Source organism: Herbinix hemicellulosilytica, assembly GCF_002904165.1.
GTDB lineage: Bacteria > Bacillota > Clostridia > Lachnospirales > Lachnospiraceae > Mobilitalea > Mobilitalea hemicellulosilytica.
The window spans coordinates 17,341-39,830 of the sequence record NZ_CVTD020000011.1; the positions used below are offsets into that span (position 1 = coordinate 17,341).

General features: G+C 35.1%; 15 protein-coding genes and 1 riboswitch. Of the genes, 14 read left to right on the forward strand and 1 reads right to left on the reverse strand.

Translation table 11 applies throughout. The features are described from left to right. Positions 1-20 precede the first annotated feature (20 nt). From HHT355_RS04625 to HHT355_RS04650, 6 genes are all read left to right on the forward strand, one after another. Positions 21-1,460 carry a flippase gene (locus HHT355_RS04625; RefSeq protein ID WP_103202261.1) on the forward strand — a complete coding sequence of 480 codons (1,440 nt, stop codon included), beginning with the start codon at positions 21-23 and terminating at the stop codon, positions 1,458-1,460. A 121-nt stretch (positions 1,461-1,581) separates the two neighbouring features. Continuing rightward, positions 1,582-3,933 carry a hypothetical protein gene (locus tag HHT355_RS04630; protein ID WP_103202262.1) on the forward strand — a complete coding sequence of 784 codons (2,352 nt, stop codon included), beginning with the start codon at positions 1,582-1,584 and terminating at the stop codon, positions 3,931-3,933. Between the two features lie 35 nt (positions 3,934-3,968). Beyond that, positions 3,969-5,093, forward strand: a complete 1,125-nt coding sequence (locus HHT355_RS04635) for a glycosyltransferase family 8 protein (protein WP_103202263.1) — start codon at positions 3,969-3,971, stop codon at positions 5,091-5,093. Positions 5,094-5,154: 61 nt separating this feature from the next. Further along, on the forward strand, positions 5,155-5,982 hold the full coding sequence (locus HHT355_RS04640; RefSeq protein WP_103202264.1) for an alpha/beta fold hydrolase: 828 nt from the start codon (positions 5,155-5,157) through the stop codon (positions 5,980-5,982). Between the two features lie 152 nt (positions 5,983-6,134). Beyond that, positions 6,135-6,242: riboswitch (NiCo riboswitch) on the forward strand. Between the two features lie 253 nt (positions 6,243-6,495). Beyond that, positions 6,496-7,344 (forward strand): cation diffusion facilitator family transporter, encoded by an 849-nt coding sequence (locus HHT355_RS04645; RefSeq protein WP_242967546.1) that lies wholly within the window; start codon positions 6,496-6,498, stop codon positions 7,342-7,344. 207 nt (positions 7,345-7,551) lie between these two features. After that, positions 7,552-8,076, forward strand: coding sequence for a hypothetical protein (locus tag HHT355_RS04650; protein ID WP_103202265.1), 525 nt, complete (start codon positions 7,552-7,554; stop codon positions 8,074-8,076). Positions 8,077-8,230: 154 nt separating this feature from the next. Here HHT355_RS04650 and HHT355_RS04655 read toward each other — a convergent pair whose 3' ends face one another. Next, positions 8,231-9,421 carry an IS256 family transposase gene (locus HHT355_RS04655; protein WP_103202154.1) on the reverse strand — a complete coding sequence of 397 codons (1,191 nt, stop codon included), beginning with the start codon at positions 9,419-9,421 and terminating at the stop codon, positions 8,231-8,233. 331 nt (positions 9,422-9,752) lie between these two features. Here HHT355_RS04655 and HHT355_RS04660 point away from each other — a divergent pair, with 331 nt between their 5' ends. From HHT355_RS04660 to HHT355_RS04695, 8 genes are all read left to right on the forward strand, one after another. Continuing rightward, positions 9,753-10,937 carry an MFS transporter gene (locus tag HHT355_RS04660; RefSeq protein ID WP_103202266.1) on the forward strand — a complete coding sequence of 395 codons (1,185 nt, stop codon included), beginning with the start codon at positions 9,753-9,755 and terminating at the stop codon, positions 10,935-10,937. A 26-nt stretch (positions 10,938-10,963) separates the two neighbouring features. Continuing rightward, the gene (gene zupT, locus HHT355_RS04665; protein WP_103202267.1) at positions 10,964-11,770 is read left to right on the forward strand and encodes a zinc transporter ZupT; all 807 of its coding nucleotides are present in this window, start codon (positions 10,964-10,966) and stop codon (positions 11,768-11,770) included. Between the two features lie 663 nt (positions 11,771-12,433). Next, positions 12,434-14,236 carry a DUF2207 domain-containing protein gene (locus HHT355_RS04670; protein WP_103202268.1) on the forward strand — a complete coding sequence of 601 codons (1,803 nt, stop codon included), beginning with the start codon at positions 12,434-12,436 and terminating at the stop codon, positions 14,234-14,236. 144 nt (positions 14,237-14,380) lie between these two features. After that, complete coding sequence (locus HHT355_RS04675) at positions 14,381-15,673, forward strand: endo-1,4-beta-xylanase (RefSeq protein ID WP_103202269.1); 1,293 nt, start codon at positions 14,381-14,383, stop codon at positions 15,671-15,673. Positions 15,674-15,954: 281 nt separating this feature from the next. After that, complete coding sequence (locus HHT355_RS04680) at positions 15,955-16,683, forward strand: DUF421 domain-containing protein (RefSeq protein ID WP_103202270.1); 729 nt, start codon at positions 15,955-15,957, stop codon at positions 16,681-16,683. 10 nt (positions 16,684-16,693) lie between these two features. Beyond that, a complete protein-coding gene (locus HHT355_RS04685; protein ID WP_103202271.1) occupies positions 16,694-17,059 on the forward strand; it encodes a DUF4363 family protein in 366 nt (121 codons plus the stop codon). A gap of 153 nt (positions 17,060-17,212) precedes the next feature. Next, complete coding sequence (locus tag HHT355_RS04690) at positions 17,213-19,951, forward strand: translation factor GTPase family protein (protein WP_103202272.1); 2,739 nt, start codon at positions 17,213-17,215, stop codon at positions 19,949-19,951. Between the two features lie 240 nt (positions 19,952-20,191). Further along, on the forward strand, positions 20,192-22,483 hold the full coding sequence (locus tag HHT355_RS04695) for an ABC transporter permease family protein (protein ID WP_103202273.1): 2,292 nt from the start codon (positions 20,192-20,194) through the stop codon (positions 22,481-22,483). The last annotated feature ends 7 nt before the right edge of the window (positions 22,484-22,490 follow it).

The following is a 22,490-nucleotide window of genomic DNA, read 5'->3' on the forward strand; positions in this document are numbered from 1 at the left end:
AAAGAACAGGATAGATAAAAATGAACAAAGATGAAAGAATGAATTATTTATACAGTGTAATTTACAGGATGTCAATCTGTGTACTTCCGCTTGTTGTGACGTCTTATATTGCCAGGGTACTTGGAGCGGAAAACACAGGATTATATGCATTTTCCAGTACAGTTGCCTGTTATTTTATAATGTTCGGTAAGTTGGGTCTTGATAACTATGGCAGCAGAACCATAGCTTCCTGCAAAGATGATGCCCAAAATTTGAGTCTTGCCTTTTTTGGCATCTTCGTAATGCAGATGATTACTTCAATATTATCGATTTCAGTATATATTTTGCTTACGGTAACGGTATTTAAGAACAATCAGATTATTTATTGGCTGCAATTAATATATGTCGGTGCAATCCTGTTTGACTACAGTTGGTTTTTTTACGGTCTGGAGAAGTTTAAGATTACGACAATACGAAGCCTTATTTCAAGACTGCTGATAATAATCGGTGTGTTTGCTTTTGTAAAGTCAAAAGACGACCTGCCTGTATATACAGGCATAATGGCTGCTTGTTTTTTGCTGGAGCAGTTGTTTCTTCTGCCTTTTTTAATTGGTAAGGTTGACAGGGTAAGATTAAGAAAAGAAGATATTATATGCCATATAGCTCCAAATTTGAAACTGTTTGTCCCTTTGCTTGCATTAAGCATATATAATTGGATGGATAAAATTATGCTTGGAGCCATGCTAAAAAGCACGGCAGTTGTTGCCTTTTATACATATGCGGAAAATATAATCAATCTTCCGAAAGGGATACTTACGGCGTTGGATACAGTTATGCTTCCCAGAATATCCAGTCTGGCTGCTAAAAGTCATAAGGAAGAAGGTATACGGAAAATGTTAAACTCAGTCAGGGTAAACAGTTTTATAGCCTGTGCCCTTGCTTTTGGAATAGCAGGCCTTGCACCGAATTTTATACCCTGGTTTTTGGGACAAGAATATAGGCCTTCAATAATTTTAACCATGCAGCTATCGGCAGCCATAATACCGATGAGTATAACAAACGTAATACAGACTCAATACCTGATACCATTTAAAAAAGAAAAGACATATATAAAATCGGTATCCCTGGGAGCCTTAATTAATTTTATCCTTAATGCGGTATTAATTCCCCTGTATGGGGCTGCCGGTGCGGTTATAGGAACCTTGGCGGCAGAAACTGCCGTATGCATATATCTGTTTACACGCATAAAAAATATTATGGGATTTAAAGAGCTTTTTTCTGCTCTTTGCCCATATTTACTGTGTGGAGTGCTGGAATTTATTGTGGTATATATACTCCTAAACTTAAAAATCCCTGCTTTTTTGCTTCTTATTATTCAGGTTATCGCAGGAGGCTGCATATATGTTTCAAGTAACTTAATTTTCGCCATATATATAAAAAAAGAATACCGTAATCTGAAAGAAATTATTGATAGAATATAAATATAATTTTTTGTTAGCTTCATGAAAAATAAATGTTTAAATTAATGTATTAATTTTTGAAATACCGGATAATACAAAAACATGCCATATTCACAGGAACAATTAAAGAGGAGAGAAAAAAATGATTGTAGATACCGGAGCATATGTATTATCGATGATATCGGTATTAATAGGCTGCCTTTTCCGTGATTTTTTTATTCCGCTTTTTGTGTGGAGAAAACATTTAAAAGGCAAAAGCTTAACTTACCGGTTCTGGTTTTGTATTTTAACCCAGGCATTTATACAGATTAATTTGGTTTTAACACTTGGTATATTAAATATTCTTAACAGATATACATTTATAGGTTTTAATATTGCAATATATTCTTTGATTTTGTGGAATTTTTCGGACAAGAAGTTTTTTGAAAAATGCAGGAATGGCTTTTATGCCCTGTGGAATTCCTATAAGGAAGAATGGTTTACAAGATATATCATCAGTTTGGTTGGTAAACGAGGCAAAATAATTTTCAGGAATTTAAAAAGCCAAAAATTAAGAGATAAGGTTAAAAAACACTGGCTGGAAGGCCTGCTTTTATCCGGTATCATAGCTTATAATTTATGGTTTTTAACATATAATGTTTTTAATTATCATTGTTACCAATTTTCCGATATACCCGTCCATCAGTCCTGGATTTATGAGTTGGAACAGGGAAACTTGTTTTCTGACGGTATATATCCTTTCGGAATGCATATAATGATATATTTTGTCCGTATGGTCTTTGGCTTAAACTTACGGGAAATTTTACTTTATGCCGGGGCATATCAGTTTGTTATTCTGATTATAAGCGTTTATCTGTTGGCTAAGGAAATATTCGTCGGCAAATATATTCCGACAGCAGCCATATTAATAGTAAGCCTGATGGTAAATCAGGGCCGTTACGGTGCATCGCTTCCTCAGGAAGCCGGCATGTATGCGGTAGTAGCCATAGCATATTTTATGGTCAGATATCTTCACAAAGAAAGGGAAAAATTGCTTATCCCCGGAGATTCAAGGCTAAAAAGATTATTACGCATAAACTTATACATAAACAAAAAATATATCAATTCTGAATTACTTCTGTTAATGATAAGTGTTTACCTGGTTATATCTTATCATTATTATACGGCCATAGCGGCTGTATTTGTAATATGTTCTTTGGGAATAGCCTATTTTCCTAGAATTTTAAAAAAGCATAATTTCGTTCCGATCTTTTTTTCCGGACTTATGGGAGCTTTAATTGCTGTTGTACCGATAGGAATTTGCCTGCTTAAAGGAATTCCTTTTGAGGCATCCATTGATTGGGCAAAGACCGTTATGGCAGGAGATGTATGGTTAGGCTCAACTCCTGAGTATAAAAGTACTCTGGCAAAAGCTTTGGGAAATGAAAATACATTTGATGATGGTGCCAAGGATAATTTAGATGCTGAAAATGATGAACTTGATATAACTGTGAGTACTAATTCAAAAATATCCCCTGTTCGGATGATAAATTATTACAAAAATTCATTATATGACTTTGGCTCCACAGTAATGTTCGGACCAACGGCAACCAAGCTGCTGTTTGCGTGTATGATGTCAGGAGTTGGGTGTGCGCTTATAATGCTTTTGTGGGGTAAATACAGGTATTTTGGTTGTGATTATCTGGCTTTGAATATTGTGATGCTTATATTTTTTACTGTCGGTGCATCACAGGCCCTCGGGATTCCTGAAGTTATCGCAGCAGCCAGGGCTTCAACTTTTGCTCAGCCATTTATAGGTATGATTTACTTAATGCCGGTTGATTTTATATTTAGAATCTTAAGTATATGGGAAAACAGATATTTTCAGACTTTATTAAAAGGAATTTCCCTTGCTGTGTGTGTCATGGCAGCATTCGTAATTATAAAGGCCGGCTGGTATCATAACTATTTTGACGTTAATCAGGCATATTATAACGAAGCGGAATATGTCCTTCGAAATATTAAAAAATCTTTTAAAAAATTTTCGTATACCATAGTTTCCCCGACGGAAGAGTACTACGATGTAATTGACCACGGCAGACATACGGAGTTGTCCCAGTTTGTAAATATGATCAGTAAAAATGAGGACAAGTTTATGTTTACTACGGATTATGTATTTTTCTTTATAGAAAAGCTGGTATTACAGGATTACAATTACGGAAGAGTTGAGGTGTCCCCTGAATTTGCTTTGAAAGATTTTGTATTTATGGAAGATGTTCAGGACTACTATTATCAGCGGGCGGTTATAGAATCCAAGGCATACTATTGGGCAAAAAAATTTAAGGAGATGTATCCGAAGAATTTTAAAGTTTATTTTGAAAATGACATTTTTGTAGTATATCTCCTGGAGCAAAACACCTATTATCCATATGATTTGCAGATCGATTATCTGGAAGACTTAAGAAAAATGACATACACCGATAATTTAAATCTGCATGATAGCAAAGGAATGTAAGAAAAGAAATCTTAAATTAAAAAGGGCATGATATTATGAAGGATATAAAAAAAATTGAAAATATAAAAAATAAAGAAAATGAAAAAGATGTGACTGACTATAAAAATGAATCTAAAAAGAATAAAGGTGAAAAAGTATTAATTAACAGTGTAATCAATAAAAAAATTAAAAACGATAAGAAAGAAATACTGTGTGTATCATTCAATGCCGACAATAATTATGCCAAATACCTTGGTATATCAATGCTGTCTTTATTTGAAGCAAATAAAAGCTTTAAAGGAATAGACGTTTACATAATGGATTGCGGCATATCTGATGAAAATAAAAAGAAGCTATCAAAAATTTGTGAAGAATATAAGAGGAATATTTTCTTTATATCCATGAAAGAATTAATCTCCGGCCTAAAACTTAATATGGGTCATAAAAAAATTGCCATAGCAGCCTATGCCAGACTGTTTCTTTCGTCGGTTATTCCGGATACATACGATAAAGTTCTTTATCTGGACTGCGATACAATTATTACGGACAATTTGCACAAACTATGGGAGACAAATCTGACCGGCTTTTTGGCAGCCGGAGTTCAGGATACGGTGGAAAGGTCTGCCGTAGTAAAAATCGGATTATCACAATCAGATTTATATGTCAATGCGGGAGTATTGCTTGCTAATCTGGCATATTGGAGAAAAGAAAATATAGAAGAACAATTTATTGATTTTATAGATAAGTTTAAGGGAAATGTACCTTTCCATGATCAGGGAATAATTAACGGAGTGTGCAATAAAAGGCTGCTAATCTTGCCTCCCAGATATAACGTAACTTCCAATATGTATTCATTTACGGCTAATACTATAAAACGGATATATTCCATAAAGAATTATTATCTGCAAAAAGATCTTGATGATGCCAGAGAAAATCCTGCCATACTTCATTTTACCACAGGACTTGTGGGAAGGCCCTGGGAAGAAAACTGTACCCATCCTATGAAGGCAGCATTTTTAAATGCTTTAGATAAATCGCCCTGGAAAGATGAGCCGCTTTTACCCGACAGCAGAAGATTAAGCTTAAAGGCATATACGTTTTTATACAGGCACTCGCCCTTGTTTATATCTGAAAATATATACCGGATAGGAAACCGTTTTAAAGAATTGGTATATTATTAAGTACACATATGGGCATTCTGGTGAATATTATAATCTATAGTAATTCCATTGGGAGTGCATTATGGGTTATTTCATCAGAATGAAAGACGGTGTAAATATATTTGTCCAGGTCTTAAACCCTCAGGGAAAAAAAACCATAGTATTTTTACACGGATGGCCTGGAAATCACAACCTGTTTGAATACCAGTTAGATAAGCTTCCTAAATTAGGTTACAGATGTATCGGTATTGACCAAAGAGGTTTCGGACAATCGGATAAGCCATTCCATGGTTATGATTACAATACCTTGGCGGATGATGTAAGAGGAGTTGTAGAAGCTCTGGACTTGCATGACTTTATTCTGGCGGGCCATTCTACCGGCGGTGCCATAGCAGTCAGGTATATGGGACGGCATAACGGTTATGGGGTATCCAAGCTGGTCTTGATAGCAGCGGCAGCACCCAGTTTAATAAAACGGCCTAATTTTCCTTACGGTGTAAGCAAAGAAAGTATATTGCAAACCATAGAGGATACCTATAATGACCGCCCTCAGATGCTGAGGAATTTCGGAGATAAGTTTTTCTTTAAGCATACATCGAAAGCCTTTTCAGATTGGTTCTTTCAGCTGGGCTTGCAGGCTGCGGGATGGGCTACGGCTGCCGTAGCGGAGACATGGATAAAAGAAGTCTTGTTTATGGACCTGGAATCAATTAGGGTACCTACCCTGATAATTCACGGTATTCATGATAAAATAGTTCCGTTTGAGCTAGGAGAGATCCAAAAAAGAATGATAAAAAATTCCGTATTGATACCGTTTGAATTCTCAGGCCACGGATCTTTCTATGACCAGAAGGATGAATTTAACGATATAATGGTAAAGTTTATTGAGAACAGATTAAATATAAGCTAAAAAAGGTCGGTTATATCCGGCCTTATTTTTTAGAAACTGAATTTATAAAAATAATCTAAGGCATTTTTCCAATTAATATTGTTTCATGGACTTGCAGTTATGCATATGATAAAAATACAAAGTAGAAGCAAGATTATATTTTATAATTTAATATTGAAAAATCTGAACAGGCCATAAACTTTTAAAGTTTAGGGAGCCGGGCCGTTATTCGGCAGCAGAAAGTGTGTGCATAAGCAAGCCGACACATCTGTGGGACAGTGATTTGTTCCATGGGTGTGTTTTTTTCTAAAGAAAAGTTTGGTGATTTATATAAAAACTGCCTATTAATTTATACTTTATGTTTATGTATTCCAAGCACTTTAATTTTGTGATAAAAGGTAATTTTTTTCAAGCCGGACCAATTAAAAATCACAAATGACCTGTATTAAACAAAAAGTATATACTGAAATTTTGATTTATAGAAGCTTTGGGGGGTGGGTATATATTAGAAAAATATCGTATGACAAAATTGCCATGAAGGTTTCATGGATCAGCATAGCCATAAATGTTTTATTAAGTATTTTTAAACTTACAGCAGGCCTTATGGCAAACTCGGCAGCTATGATTTCCGATGCTGTTCATACAATATCGGATGTAATAAGTACATTTGTTGTTATAATAGGAGTTAAAATGTCATGTAAGGAAGCAGACAGTAAACATCCGTATGGCCACGAACGATTTGAATGTGTCGCAGCATTAATATTGTCAATTTTCCTTTTTTTAATAGGAGGCGCTATAGGCTATAGCGGAATAAAAAAAGCATATAAAGGCCTTTTTACAAAGCCTGAAATGCCGGGCTATCTTGCTTTAATTGCTTCGGTAATTTCAATAATTGTTAAGGAAGGTTTGTATCGGTATGCAAAAATTGCGGCTAAAAAGATTAACAGCGGGGCCTTACTTGCCGATGCCTGGCATCATCGATCCGATGCATTATCGTCTTTCGGAAGTTTAGTTGGTATAATAGGAGCAAGGTTTGGATTATATTTTATGGACCCTTTGGCCGGAGTAGTTATTTGCATTATGATAATTATATCTTCTGTTTCTATATTTCTTGATGCTATTGGCAAGATGACCGATAAATCCTGTGATAAAAAAATTTTAGAAGAAATGGTAGATATAATATTGCAACAGGAAGGGGTTATCGGTGTTGATAAAATAACTACCAGGCTTTTTGGCAATAAAATATATGTTGATGTTGAAATAAGGGCTGACGGTAGTGAAAGTCTTGCAACGACCCATGAGATAGCCCACAGAGTACATGATATAATAGAAGCAAAATTTGAAAATGTAAAACACTGTATGGTTCATGTAAATCCGGACTGAAAAATAATAAACATTTTAAGATCGAATGTTTACAGGCAATCCTGTATTATTTCAAAATGGAAATAGCAGGATTGCCCCTTTTTTATGAAAAATATTAATCAGCATTAAACAGGTGTGTCACAGTTGAGTATTATGTCATATTATAAACACATATGGGGAATTTTGTCATATTATATTACTAGAAATAAAGTAAAGGAGGGTATGGATATGTGTATTAAGAGGTGTTCGTGCAGTGGGATCGTGAAAAATTACAAAGGGAATACCTATGCGGATATATGCCCTAAAGGCAAGTTAAAACACAGCTTTGTGACATTTCATGAGATTTTCAGATCTCTTACGGTAGAAAAGCCGAATTGTTATAGCATAGGAAATGTCGACTACCTGACTACCGGAGGAACCGGGCTTTTAAATTTTCACGGCAAAGAAATTGAAGGGCTATATACTCTGATTTTGGCAGATACAGGATCCCAAACCGACAGATTTGCATTTGAGTTCTTAGCGACTCTTCCTTCGGGAAGTTCTGTGGCTGTTTTTATATCTTTTGCGGCAAATGTTACGGTATGTAAATGTAAACGCTGCAAGAAGATGAAAAAGCAGGCAGACAAGACCGATAAAGAGATGAAAGTACCGATTGATTTGTCTCATTTCGGAAACTATGCCAGAATGTTGGTTTTTCACCCCAACGGAAGAGTAGATGAAGAAGACTTAATAGGCTGTTCATATTACAAATAGTACATTAAATAAAAAGAGGCTGTTTTATAATATAATCAGGATACGTTTATGGTCCTGTAATATTATGAAACAGCCTCTTAAACTAATACTATATAAAATTAATTTATTTTATTAACCTTCTTATGATAGTGTCAAGAATTTTGTGTAAATAAATTTATGAATACTTTAGACTAAACATTTCCTGAAGGTCATCATAAGCCATAGCAAAACCCCTTAGCTTCTTGGTAGACCATATTTCATTGTATTGAATGACTTTAAAGTACACCAGTTTGCTGCATGCATCTTCGTTAGGTAGGCTGTCTTTCGTCTTGGTTAGACGACGAACTTCCTTATTAAAGCGCTCTATCCAATTGGTTGTATAAATGCATTTACGAATAGATTCTGGAAATAGAAAATAAGTAAATAGTTGATCATCGTAACACCAGGAATCAACTACTTTGCGATAGGATTTTCCCCATTTCTGGTTAAGTTCGTCCAAAGCATTTTTTGCTAATTCCATGTTAGGTGATTCATATACGGCCTTTAAATCGGTAGTAAATGCACTTATATCTTTCTTACGGATATTTTTTATGGAAGAGCGGATTTTATGAACTATGCAGCGCTGAATTTCAGCTTTTGGGTATACCCTGTGGACTGCCTCATCTAAGCCAGCCAGACCATCCATGACAAAAAGAAGTACCTGCTCTACACCACGACTTTTGATTGCATGTAGGTTTTCTTCCCAAACATAGGCACTTTCATTAGTACCTATAAAGAAGTCAATTACTTCTCGGTAGCCATCTTCATCAATGCCAAGTATGAAGTAAACAGCATCAGAATCAACTGTAGTGCGTCTAAGTTTTACATGTAGAGCATCTATATAAATAATACTATAACGCTTCTTTAAATCGCGTTTATGCCACTTTTCTACCTCATCAATCGCAACATCGGTAATGTTGCTAATAGTTGTAGCACTATATGAATTACCGTATAGTTTTTCTATAATGTTAGCGATTTCTCTGGTGGAAACACCATTGGCATACATGCGTATAATGAGACTTTCTAGCCAATCATCTCGTCTGGCATAAGGAGGTATAAGCTGTTGGTTGAATTCATTGTTACGATCGCGTGGGATTTTTAAATCATGGATTGTTCCATACCTGGTTTCATAATCTCTATAATAGAAACCGTTTCTGGAATTACCTGTTCCACGACCGTCATAACTATATTTTTCATACTGAAGAACATTTGTGAGTTCTTCTTGCATGAGGCGTTCCATAGTCTGTTTTAAAAGACCAATCAGAAAATCATTTAATGTTTGATTAAGGTCTAGATTCTTTGTGGTATTTGTGTTATCATTCGTCATAGAGAAACTCCTTCGTTAAATGGTGTTTGTTTGATTTGGTCGTTAAACATTTTACCATAAGCCTCGGAGTTTCTCTATTTTTATTTACACAACTTATTTTACACTATCCTTCTTATGTCGTTATTTTTTATTAAATAATTATGTTAAATATTATATTTTTATATTATATATATATTATATTTTATTGCTTACAATTTTACTGATCTAAATAAAAATTATTATCTAGTATGCTTGAATTTATCAGACCGTATTTATATAATGTACATGTGAGAAGAACAGTTTTATCTGGATTACTTATCAAAAGACTTACAAATGTGAAGGCGGGAATGTAGTGTACTCTCTATTATTGGCTCTTATTTATATTGCTTTTATCAGTCTGGGACTTCCGGACTCCTTGCTTGGCTCGGCATGGCCGGTCATGTATGAGCAGCTGGAAGTGCCGATTTCTTATGCGGGAATTGTGACAATGATTATTGCCGGAGGCTCTGTTATCTCTGGAATTTTATCCAACAGATTAACGAAAAAATTCGGTGCTGGAGTAGTCACTGTCACCAGCGTTATGATGACTGCAGTCGCTCTTATGGGATTTTCGTTTTCTGATTCTTATATTTTATTATGCCTATGGGCTTTACCCTATGGCTTTGGTGCCGGTGGGGTCGATGCGGCATTAAACAATTATGTGGCTTTACACTATGCAGCAAGGCATATGAGCTGGCTGCATTGTTTTTGGGGTGTAGGGGCAACTATAAGTCCCTATATTATGGGGTATAGCCTTACAAAAGGTTACGGTTGGAACAACGGCTATCGTTTTGTAGGAATCTTGCAGCTGATACTGACTGCCATACTATTTACAAGCCTTCCTCTCTGGAAAAGAAATAATAACGGTGATAAAGAAGATGAATCAAATTCAAAATCCTTAAGTTTAATAGAGATTCTCAATATCAGAGGGGTCAAATTAATATTGGCTGCATTTTTCGCTTACTGTTCCCTTGAATCTACAGCAGGATTGTGGGCGAGCAGTTATTTGGCGAATTATCGGGGAGTAGACCCTGAAATTGCCGCCACTTTTGCTTCTTTATTTTATATCGGAATAACTGTCGGCCGTTTTCTTACCGGTTTTATTTACGAAAAATTAGGAGACAAGCTGCTGATAAGATATGGAATTGGGATTATAACAGCAGGGTTAATTATGGTACTTTTACCCTTAAATGGCAATATGGTGGCTTTAGGCGGAATTGTAATCACTGGGCTTGGTTGTGCCCCCATATTTCCTGCTGTTATTCATGCCACACCTTCAAACTTTGGAAAAGAACACTCTCAGTCAATAATAGGTGTTCAGATGGCGGGGGCATATATAGGAACTACTTTTATGCCTATGCTGTTCGGATTTATAGCAGATAATATAAGTATCGGATTATATCCTATATATTTGCTTGTCTTTACCCTCCTTATGGCACTTATGACAGAAATGCTGAATAACAAATTAGAAAAAGAGATAGTAAAAAAGACCTTATAAATATGAATACGGAAGGAGGAGTTTTTATGGAAACTTCTAGTGTACTTTTGGCTTTTGCCCTTACTTTAATAGCCGGCCTTTCAACCGGAATAGGCAGTGCTTTATCCCTGCTTACCAAACGGACAAACACAAAATTTTTGTCCATATCCTTGGGATTTTCTGCCGGTGTTATGATTTATGTTTCTTTTGTTGAAATATTTGTACAGGCAAAAGATTCTTTGGTTTCGGAATTGGGAGAAACCGTCGGGTCTTGGGTTACTGTGGGAGGATTTTTCTTTGGGATGCTTCTAATCGGATTAATTGATAAGTTTGTTCCCTCAGCGGAGAATCCTCATGAGATACATACGGTAGAGGAAATGGACGGAACCAGCGAACATCATAAAAAAAATCTTATGAGAATGGGTATTTTAACGGCTCTGGCTCTGGGTATTCATAACTTTCCGGAAGGCCTTGCTACATTTACGTCTGCTTTAAAAGATCCCAGTTTGGGTATACCGATAACTGTAGCCATAGCCTTACACAATATTCCTGAAGGTATAGCAGTTGCAGTTCCTATATTTTATGCTACCGGAGACAGAAAAAAGGCTTTCAGGCTATCTTTTCTATCCGGTTTGTCAGAACCTATAGGTGCTTTGATAGGATATATATTCCTGTTCCGCTTTTTCAATGATATAATGTTTGGATTGATATTTGCGGCGGTAGCGGGAATTATGGTCTATATAAGCCTGGACGAACTGCTTCCTTCAGCAAGAGAATTTGGGGAACATCATCAGTCTATGCTAGGTCTTGTAGCAGGAATGGTATTAATGGCATTAAGTCTTTTGCTGTTGTAATAATTTCTAATATGTAATAATTTCTAATATTTAAATAGTTTATATGGAAAATAGTACTCGTACGGTTAAAATGAACCGGTCTCCAAGAGTAATAATTTAGGTATAACTTTTGGAGACGGTTTGTTTTTTTTAGTACTATTTTTTTACAGATTTTATTTCGAAGGCTTAGTGCTGACTGTATCATAATTAGTTTTAAAAATAAAAGCACAATATTATAACCTAGCTATTTTAAAAACCCATTTTTTCAGGAAACGGAACGGTATTTAAATTCTTATCTTTATACAAGTTTATATACAGTATTTGGTTATCGTTATCAAGGACTGTAAGAGCAATTTTATTTTGATATTGTTTCTTAATTTACTTTCTGTATGTAATAACCTGCTTGTTTTAGCTTATATGCTATTTTACCGGTAATACAGTTGTGTTTTAAAATACAGATAAAAACACATTAATAATACTCTAAGCAATGATTGTTATTGGTTGTTGTCGGTTAATTTATATTATCGTCTTATAAAAAATTAATTAAAATGTGTATGTATAGTGTTAAAATCTAATTAAATTTTAAATTTATAATAGTGGTATATTTTAATGAATAAAGATAAAATATAAAGGAAAAAAGTGGCATAAATTAATAAATCCCTTATTCATTTTACAGGAGGCATTATGAGAAAATATATTAGAATTCTGATAATTTCTGTGGCATTGTTATTTTCAGTGTTTGTATCTGTGAATTTTAATCCCAAGAAAGCTTTTGCCAAAGAGGATTTGTATGTCAGGGACTGGACAATTTATGCTGCCCTGAAAGAAAACGGGGATCTTAAAATTACCGAGGATATTTCCTATGAATTTAATGAAAAATTTAACGGAATATATCGGTATATAGACCTTAACGAAACTTACTCTATAACCGATATCGTAGTCAAGGAAATTGAAAGCGGAAAATTAAAAAATTTTGCTTTAAAAGAAAAAGCAAAAAACGGAGATGAAGGAGTATATACGGTTGAAAAGAAAAAGGATAAAACTATTATTAAAATTTTTTCTCCCTCAAACGACGAAGTAAAAACATTCAGAATCAGTTATATCATAAATAATGCTGCAACAAAATATAACGATACCGGTGAACTTTACTATAAATTTCTTGATAAAGACAACGAAACATTTATCGAAAACTTTACAGTTTATATTGATTTGCCTTTTGATGACGGCAGTGACCGGGTAAAAATATTTGCCCACGGACCGTCTAACGGAACAATAAATAAGATTGACGGCACTTATAATACCTTGCGTTATCAACTTAAGACTACAAATGTAGAATCTAATACCCACATTGAAACAAGACTTCTGTTTCCTCCCGAATATATTAGAGAATCCACAAATATTGTAAACAAGGACCGTTATCAGGAAATATTGGCTGAAGAAACGGCATTGCAAAAAATATCAGAACAGCAAAGAATAAAAAAAGAATTTAAAAAAGTGCTGTTAGGCAGGATTTCTTTAATTATAAGTAGCATCAGTATTTTTGTTTTCATTGTTATATGGGTCATTTGCAGAAGAAAAGTCGAGCAAGATACTGTAAACAGAGTATATAAAGATATTCCCGAAGATTGTACGCCCGCATTGGCCGCTTATATAACAGGTTTATCAATTAATGCTAATATATTCTTCGCAACAGTCCTTGACTTGTTCTGCAAAGGATATTTAAAAATAAAACGCAGTAAAGATAATAAAGAAGCATCAATAAATGATAACTTTATCATTTATAAAACAAAGGATGCGGACAATACTTTGCTGCATCATGAAAGATATTTTATGACCTGGCTGTTTAACGATTTAGGAGACGGAAATTCCGTATGCTTAAAGGATATAGAAAACTACAGCAGGCAAAGTCCTCAAAAATTCAATAAAGCTATGATGACCTGGAAGAATAAAATAAAAGAAGAAGCTTTTAGGAGAGGATATTTTGACAACAGCAAGAGTGTTCATGGTTTAGTTTTAATTACACTTTCAGTTGCTTGTATAATTTTAGGATTTATTACAGTAATAAATAAAAACATAATAGGACTTTTCGATTTGGCTGCAGGTATAGTTTTGCTGATATATGGCTTATGCCTTTTTTACAGATTATCCTATAAAGGATATATACTATGCAGAAAATGGAAAGGCTTTACTAGATACATGAAACAGCTTAAACCTAACTTATCGGCAGAAGATGTAGCAGATCCATTAGATAAATCTTTGATATATGCTCTTGGGTTTGGAATATTAAAGAAGGATATTCTTTCTTTAGGCCATGATTTCTATACAGAAGACGGATGGTTGTTTTGGTATGTCCTTTTTGCGGATACATCGAGCAATACATTTAGTGAGAGTATAAATAATTCATTTGCAGACAACTCTTCTTATGTCGGAAGCTTCTCAGACGGAGGCGGAGGCGGTATAGGCGGAGGAGGAACCGGTGGTTTTTAGTTTCTATATAAGAAAAACGTATAAATTATAGAATTTATAGGTATAATTATAGGATATTTTTATGAAAGTTGACCAAGGAATCGTTTCATGATAGAATTTTTAGATAAAGGAGGATATATTTTCTAAATGTAGGAGGAAAATGTGATGGTGAAATTAGGGAAAATGTTATTTCTTTTTACAATCCTTACGGCTTTTATAATAGTCGGAGGATGCTCCCAAAAAGGAAAAAATATTTCAGACTTAAACACCGGCATAAATGATTCAAATGAAGCTTCGGAAGAAGATAAGCTGACAGACAACAATGAAACTGAAAAAGACGATAATAGTGATACAAGTGAGCAAAATAAAGATAATGAAAATGCAGAAGGCGAAAAAGAAGAGGGGACTGTAAGTGACTTACCGTTAGTTGAAGGCGGAATAAAGGGAGTATTTGGACTTCATGATTTGTATGCCGGCACATGTATCAATACATTAGCTATTACAGTTTATTCCGATCATATTCTGGAAAATTACAACAGCATCACGCTGGAGAATGACATGAAACCGGAAGCTATATTAAACCATCAAAAAAGTATAGAAGCCGGAGATATTGTAGTAGAGTATTCCCAAAGTACAATCAAGCAATTGGATTGGGCTAAAAATAATAATATGAAAGCAAGAGGCCATGTACTGGTTTGGTACAGCCAGACTCCCAACTGGATTTTTTACGAAGATTTTAATACAAGTAAGGAACTTGTTGACAGAGAAACCATGCTTGCCAGAATGGAAAGCTATATAAAGCAGAATTTTGAGCTGCTGGAAGAACTGGGTTACTCAGATATGTTTTATGCTTATGATATTGTAAATGAAGCAGTACTAGATGACGGTTCTTTAAGAGACTGCCTTTGGAAACAGGTTATTGGCGATGATTATATCTGGTATGCATTTTACTATGCCGATAAATACGCTCCGGAACATATAAAACTTTATTACAATGACTACAATGAGCAGTTTAAGACTTCTTATATAATTGATCTGGTAAATACTTTAGTTGATGAGAACGGCAGGTATTTAATTGATGGTATCGGTTGTCAGGCACATTTATATACAAAGGATTCAATTGATGATTACATAAAAACACTGGAGGCATTCAGTGCCACAGGATTGGATGTTCAGATTACAGAAATTGATGTAAGCCTTGGAACATGGCAAGAAATTTTACAGCCTACCGAGGAAAATCTGAAAGAACAGGGACGATATTATTATGACCTTATTAAAAGGATAATCGACGGCAAAGCTCTGGGAACAATCAATGTAAGCGGTATTACTTTCTGGGGTATTTCAGACGGAGTGTCCTGGAGAAAAGACCGCAGTCCTCTGCTTTTTGATTTGGAATTCAAACCGAAATATGCTTACTTCGGAGTTGTACAGGATTATGATCATGCAGGATTTAATTAAACATTAAGTGGTCTATGAAATTTAACTTGTTAATTATCTGTTCTCTTTTATAATAAGCTATTACAAAAATAAATCTGCTGTGATACTGATGCATATGCGGTCTAATAGATTTGCTTATGCTTATAATCACAGCAGATTTTTTTTGGAATTTTTTAAAAGGTATTATATTGGGGCGGCTTACTGTCAATAAACGAGTAAGCCGAACTTTTGAATAAATTCCATTATAAACAGATAATATATTCCTATGGAAAATGCAGAAAGTATATTTGGAGGAATTTGCCGTGAATGAGGGACTTGTAGTTGTTGTAAGGGCAATAATAAGTTTTTTTACTTTGCTTATACTTACAAAGTTTTTAGGAAAGGAGCAAATAAGTCAATTAACATTTTTTGATTATATTCTTGGTATTACGATAGGATCGATTGCTTCGGAAGCAACTGTAGATTTATCAAGCAGGGCATGGCCTCATTTTATAGGCCTGGTTTCATGGGCCGGCCTGGCTTTTTTAATGCAATTTATTACATTAAAATGGAGATATGCGGCAAAAGTAATAGAAGGGGAACCGACTATAGTTATAATGAACGGAAAGATTATGGAAAATGTTCTAAGAAAAATGAAATTTAGAATTTCTGATATATTAACCCTTCTTCGCAACCAGGGCATATTTGATTTGAATGAAGTTGATTATGCGATACTGGAACCTAACGGCAGTTTATCTGTTCTAAAAAAAGCGGAATATCTTCCCTTAACCCCTAAAGATATGAATATACCGGTTAAACCTACCGGTATCAGTACGGAACTGGTTTATGACGGAGTACTTATTGAAGAAAACTTAAGACAAATGAATAAGGATAAGAAATGGCTTTTGAGCCAGCTTAAGAAATATGGAATAAATGATATTTCAGAAGCATTTTTGGTTACATTAAATGATGCAGGAAGCCTATATGTAGATAAATATAAGGATAATATTAAAAAGGTAAAAGATATAGGTGACTATAAAGGTCCGCACTAGGAGGTCGTTTATGAGAAAATTCCTGATTTACGCAATCCCTATAACATCATTAATTATATTTATTTTGATAATGCAAAGCGGAAATATTCTAAAAAAACCTTTTGGAGATAATGACAACTTTCCTCAGGCAATAAACGATTTAATAGAAGCTGTAGGTAAAGAGTATTGGGATGTGGCAGACCAAAAAGTTGAAAGTTTGACAAAAGCCTGGAAAAAGGTTTTAAATCGGGTACAATTTAGTTCCGAAAGAGATGAAATTAATAAAATAAATATTTGCATAGCAAGAATTAAAGGAGCTATTATGGCAAAAGATAAAACAAATGCTCTAATGGAACTTTACGAAGCTTTTTATCATTGGGAAGACTTGGGCAGTTAAAAGTTATGTATAAATACCTGTTTTAACATACTTGCATTCCGTGATTTTCTATTTTATTATCTAAATAGTATTTATTTTTTCGATATTATCAAAAAAATACAGAATATGTAAAAAATAATTTATAAAATTTTGTCAATTAGACTGGAGATTTTTATGAAGAAACTTGTAATTGGCATATTAGCGCATGTGGATGCAGGTAAAACTACTCTTGCGGAAAGTATCTTATATCTTTCGGGCAGCATACGAAAATTGGGCAGAGTTGATCATAAAAATGCGTTTTTGGATAATTACGAACTTGAACGGGCCAGAGGAATTACAATTTTTTCAAAACAGGCGAGGTTTACCTATAATGATATGGAAGTAAATTTGCTTGATACCCCCGGCCACGTGGATTTTTCGGCAGAAATGGAGAGAACTCTTCAGGTTTTGGATTATGCCATCTTAGTTATAAGCGGCAGTGACGGTGTGCAGGGGCATACGGAAACATTATGGAAACTGCTTGACCGCTATAAAATCCCGACTTTTTTATTTATAAACAAAATGGATCTGGAAGTAGCAGACCGCCATACACTGATGAATGAGATAAAAAAGAAGCTAAACGAAGCTTGTTTAGATTTTTCGGACGATAATGATGAAATATTTTTGGAAAATGTGGCCATGTGTGACGAAAAGCTTCTTAATAAATATATTGAATCCGGAAGAATAGAATACAGTGATATTATTGAACTGATCTGTCAAAGAAAAGTATTTCCGTGTTATTTCGGCTCAGCATTAAAAATAGAGGGGGTAGAAGAATTCCTTAATGGACTAAACCGTTATACCAGTTCCAAGAAATATCCTCAAGCATTTGGAGCTAAGGTGTATAAAATAACCAGAGACGAACAGGGAACCAGACTTACCCATATAAAAGTTACAGGGGGCAGTTTGAAGGTTAAAATGCCTTTAACTAACCGTAAAGAAAATGGTATTGACAAAGTTAATATAAGCGCTTCTTATAAGCCTGAGGATATATGGGAAGAAAAAATAGACCAAATACGTATATATTCCGGAGCCAAATATGAAACGGTAGAAGAAATACAAGCCGGTGAGGTTTGTGCGGTTACCGGTTTAGGCAAAACCTATCCAGGAGAAGGACTTGGTATTGAAAAAGATTTGGATATGCCGTATTTAAAACCTGTTCTTACTTATCAGCTGATTCTTCCGCCTGCCTGTAACGCATTTAATATGCTATCAAAGCTAAAGCAGCTGGAAGAAGAAGACCCGACCTTACATATTGTTTGGCATGAAAAACTGCAGGAGATTCATATTCAGTTAATGGGCGAAGTACAGACAGAGATTCTAAAAACGCTTATACAGGAACGTTTTAACGTCGAAGTGGAATTTGGACCTGGAAATATTTTGTATAAAGAAACCATACTCGAGCCGGTAGTCGGAGTAGGTCATTTTGAACCTCTCAGACATTATGCGGAAGTACATCTTCTTTTAGAGCCTCTTAAGCCGGGTTCGGGGCTGGTTTTTGACAGTATCTGCAGTGAAGATAATCTGGAACGCAGCTGGCAAAGGCTTATACTTACCCATTTACAGGAAAAGGAACATTTAGGGGTATTAACAGGATCACCTATAACCGATATGAAAATAACCCTGGTTGCCGGCCGGGCTCATTTAAAACATACCGAGGGCGGTGATTTCAGACAGGCTACCTATCGGGCGGTCCGCCAAGGGTTAAAAAAAGCTAAAAGCGTCCTTCTTGAACCATATTATTCGTTTCGGATGGAAATTCCTGCCGAATGTGTAGGAAGGGCTATGACGGATATTCAAAGAATGAACGGAAGTTTTGATCCGCCGCAAGTAAGCGGCGATATGGCTGTCCTTTGCGGCTTTGCCCCTGTTGCTACCATGAACGGATATCAGGTGGAAGTCAACGCCTATACCCACGGGAAAGGCAATCTGTTTTGTACTCCGGACGGATACAGGCCTTGTCATAATCAGGAAGAAATAATAGCTAAAATCGGATATGACAGTGAGCTTGATCCCGACAATCCAACCGGATCGGTTTTCTGTTCCCACGGTGAAAGCTTTATAGTAAGCTGGGATCAGGTCGAAAAATTTATGCATATTGAAAATAATATGAAAGAGCTATTTGTTCAAAGCAGTAATGATGTTTTGCAAGATTCAGAAATAGATATAAAACCAGATAAGGCTTCCGACAATAAAAAAGATTTTTGGGAAGAAGAAAAAGAACTTGAGGAAATATTTACACGGACTTACGGCCCAATAAAGCAAAGCGCCGTATATACCCAAAGCAAACTTGGGTATGAGAAAAATCCGTACAAAAAAAGTAATTTGGATTATAAAAAAGATTACGGTAATAATTCCGGAAACAAGAATTTTAATAAACCGGTCAATGAATATATTCTGGTTGACGGCTATAACATAATATATTCATGGGACGAACTTAGCGAACTGGCCAAAGATAATATGGATGCTGCAAGATACAGGCTGATGGATATTTTGTGTAATTATCAGGGATTTAAAAAATGCACCGTAATTCTGGTTTTTGATGCCTATAAAGTAAAAGGCGGACTGGGATCCGTGCAGGAGTATCATAATATCCACGTCGTGTATACAAAAGAGGCCGAAACGGCAGACCAATATATCGAAAAAGTAACCCATGAAGTGGCTAAGGAAAATCGTGTGGTAGTTGCCACTTCAGATGCGATAGAACAATTAATAATATTGGGTAAAGGAGCTACAAGGCTTTCGGCAAAAGAATTTAAAGAAGAAATAATGAGGGTAGAAAATATTATCCGGCAGGATTATCTTGGTAAGTATTCAAAAGGAAAAGCTTATCTTGGAGAAAAAATGCCTGAAAATATTAATGGGGATGATTGATTTAGTAAGCATGTCATATAAGGTATTGTTTTAGTAATAATTGATATAATTTTGATTGACAGTTTGTAAAAAAATAATAGTATATATATAATATTTCACATTAGCACATTAAAGTTATAAATCGGTAAGGTATTTTGGTACCTGACACTGTAAATAAACTATGAACAAAAATTTAACGATGTTCATTTTTTATTTACACTTTATTTACTGTACCTGACACCATATAAAAGGAGCATATCTATGGTAAAACACAGTTTAAAAAGCATTATTAGGACTCCCAAAAAATCTATCCTGTTTTTTATTCTGATTGGCCTTTTGGCCATGTTCTTAAGTATCGGTGCGGGAATGTACTATGCTGCTTATAATATGCTTCGGGATGCGGACGAAACATTTACTACAGTAGTAGAAATAAATTTTCTTGGCGAAAATAATTCAGAGGCATTTTACGAGCAGATGAATGAAAAACTGGCCGATTTTGATTTTCAAAGACTGTCTACTCATCCTGATATTCTTTCAATAAATGTTCAAAATACAGCTTATGCATATATAGAAGATAAGCAAATCAATCAAAATGTTACGCCGCTTGATAATTATGTAATTATAGAAGTATCGAGTATAAGGCGGTTTGATGAGAAGTTTTATCAGGGAGTCATAAGCAAAGCTCATTTTGGGCGGACAATGAGAGAAAATACATATGTGTATTTAAATGATATTGATTTGTTCGGAAACAATATAGGATATGACTTTTTAGGCGGTCATACTTATCTTATAATAGGCAGTCTTTCAAACGGTAAAAATCCTACACCTATTGTTTCACCCGGTTTGCCGAGTGGATTAGAAGGATTCAGGTATGTGGTTGATTTGACTACGGAGCCGGAATTTTTTACAAATGAAGAAGGAATCAAGATGCTTAAATTAATTGAAGCATTTAATGTGGTTGACCGTTCGCTTCCGGTTACAATGGTTTCAAGTCTTAAGGCCAGTGAAACTTATTTTAACCGTCAAATGATTATAAGAGAAGGACGGGAATTTCTTCCCGAAGAATATGAGGAAGGCAATAATAATGTTATTATAGTTAGCAAAACAATTGCAGATTTTTACGAACTGGGTATAGGAGATAATATAAATTTAAAACTTCATTATGCCAAAAAAGGTACAGGCTTGTCGGATTTTATAAGGGAGTATACTTTTGCTAATGAGGCCGAATATAAAATTGTCGGCATATTTGAGAACAATGAAGCGGAAAGATATAAAATTTATATGCCAAAGGCAAGCTGGATCGAACAGGATTTTAGTTCCCCGGTTCTGGCGAGATATCATATAAAAAACGGAAAAAGCGATAAGTATATGGAAGCAGTAAGAAAATATCTGCTTCCGGAAATGGAATTTATAGTATATGACCAAGGGTATCAAGCAGCTACAAAACCGATTGTGGAATTAAAAAATATTTCAGTATTGATTCTTGTATTAAGCGGCCTTTCAGGAATTGCTATAATTCTTTTATTCTCATATTTGTATGTGATTAAGCAGAAAGATACTATTATTAATATGCTTTCCTTAGGAGCAGGAAAAAAGAGGACTATTGCTTACATATTATGGGGCTCCATAACACTCGTACTTCTTGCATCAGCAATAGGTGCCATGGTAACATCAGGATTCTTATATGACTTGACCCAAAAAATATACAGCAGGATGAGCTCATTATACAGCACGGATATGCGTTACAGTGAAAGAGCAATAGGACTACGGCTTGAATTTGATGCAACAGTCAGAACAAATAGCTGGCTTCCGCTTATTATAATTCTTGCAGTAATTTTAATCAGCTTAACTGTATTGTTGTCATTTACGTTCAGCATAATCAATCAGGACCTCTATAAAGCTCGCGGTGTGACAAAAAAAGTCAGAAAAAAGAAAGTAAAGACTGTACAAACCGCAACTGTTTTCAAGGTAAAAAAAGAGCAAAATGTTTTGCTTGGCTTTATACGACCTGTTCCTTTGAAGTTTGCCCTGGTATCCCTTATAAGAAATTCCGGCAGAAGTTTTATCGTACCGGTTATTTCCCTTGTTCTGTCAGTTTTTCTTGTATTGCTCGGGTTTATATCAAATATGCAGAAAGTTAAAAGGGCGAACGTGTACGATACTATACCTGTAAATGCTTATATGACAACATATAAAAATGAAACCAGAGATATCGGCGGATTGGACCTCCAATATGACATATACCGTCTTATAGATCCTGAGTATTCATACAGAATGTCATGGGATAAGATATATGAAGAACTGATTAACGAAGGTGAATATACTTCCTTAAAGGCGACGCAAGAGAGAAAAAAACTGCTGGATGAATCCGAGTTTTTCAAGGAAATGTATCTGTATACGGCAGCACATTATGAATATATGGGAATTACAAGAACAAATAATGGTGTTGAAAACAAGGAAATTCCTTCAATTCCCAATATTCGAATGCATAAAGATGCCTTCGGTTTTGACTGGTTCCTTAACGCAATAAGCAGAATGTGCTTATCCGCTTGATCCTGAT

Coding starts and splice junctions, on each gene's coding strand:
- HHT355_RS04650 (WP_103202265.1), top strand. CDS start 7,552: ATGTGTATTAAGAGGTGTTCGTGCAGTGGGATCGTGAAAAATTACAAA.
- HHT355_RS04635 (WP_103202263.1), top strand. CDS start 3,969: ATGAAGGATATAAAAAAAATTGAAAATATAAAAAATAAAGAAAATGAA.
- HHT355_RS04690 (WP_103202272.1), top strand. CDS start 17,213: ATGAAGAAACTTGTAATTGGCATATTAGCGCATGTGGATGCAGGTAAA.
- HHT355_RS04645 (WP_242967546.1), top strand. CDS start 6,496: ATGAAGGTTTCATGGATCAGCATAGCCATAAATGTTTTATTAAGTATT.
- zupT (WP_103202267.1), top strand. CDS start 10,964: ATGGAAACTTCTAGTGTACTTTTGGCTTTTGCCCTTACTTTAATAGCC.
- HHT355_RS04655 (WP_103202154.1), bottom strand. CDS start 9,421: ATGACGAATGATAACACAAATACCACAAAGAATCTAGACCTTAATCAA.
- HHT355_RS04685 (WP_103202271.1), top strand. CDS start 16,694: ATGAGAAAATTCCTGATTTACGCAATCCCTATAACATCATTAATTATA.
- HHT355_RS04640 (WP_103202264.1), top strand. CDS start 5,155: ATGGGTTATTTCATCAGAATGAAAGACGGTGTAAATATATTTGTCCAG.
- HHT355_RS04675 (WP_103202269.1), top strand. CDS start 14,381: ATGGTGAAATTAGGGAAAATGTTATTTCTTTTTACAATCCTTACGGCT.
- HHT355_RS04670 (WP_103202268.1), top strand. CDS start 12,434: ATGAGAAAATATATTAGAATTCTGATAATTTCTGTGGCATTGTTATTT.
- HHT355_RS04630 (WP_103202262.1), top strand. CDS start 1,582: ATGATTGTAGATACCGGAGCATATGTATTATCGATGATATCGGTATTA.
- HHT355_RS04695 (WP_103202273.1), top strand. CDS start 20,192: ATGGTAAAACACAGTTTAAAAAGCATTATTAGGACTCCCAAAAAATCT.
- HHT355_RS04625 (WP_103202261.1), top strand. CDS start 21: ATGAACAAAGATGAAAGAATGAATTATTTATACAGTGTAATTTACAGG.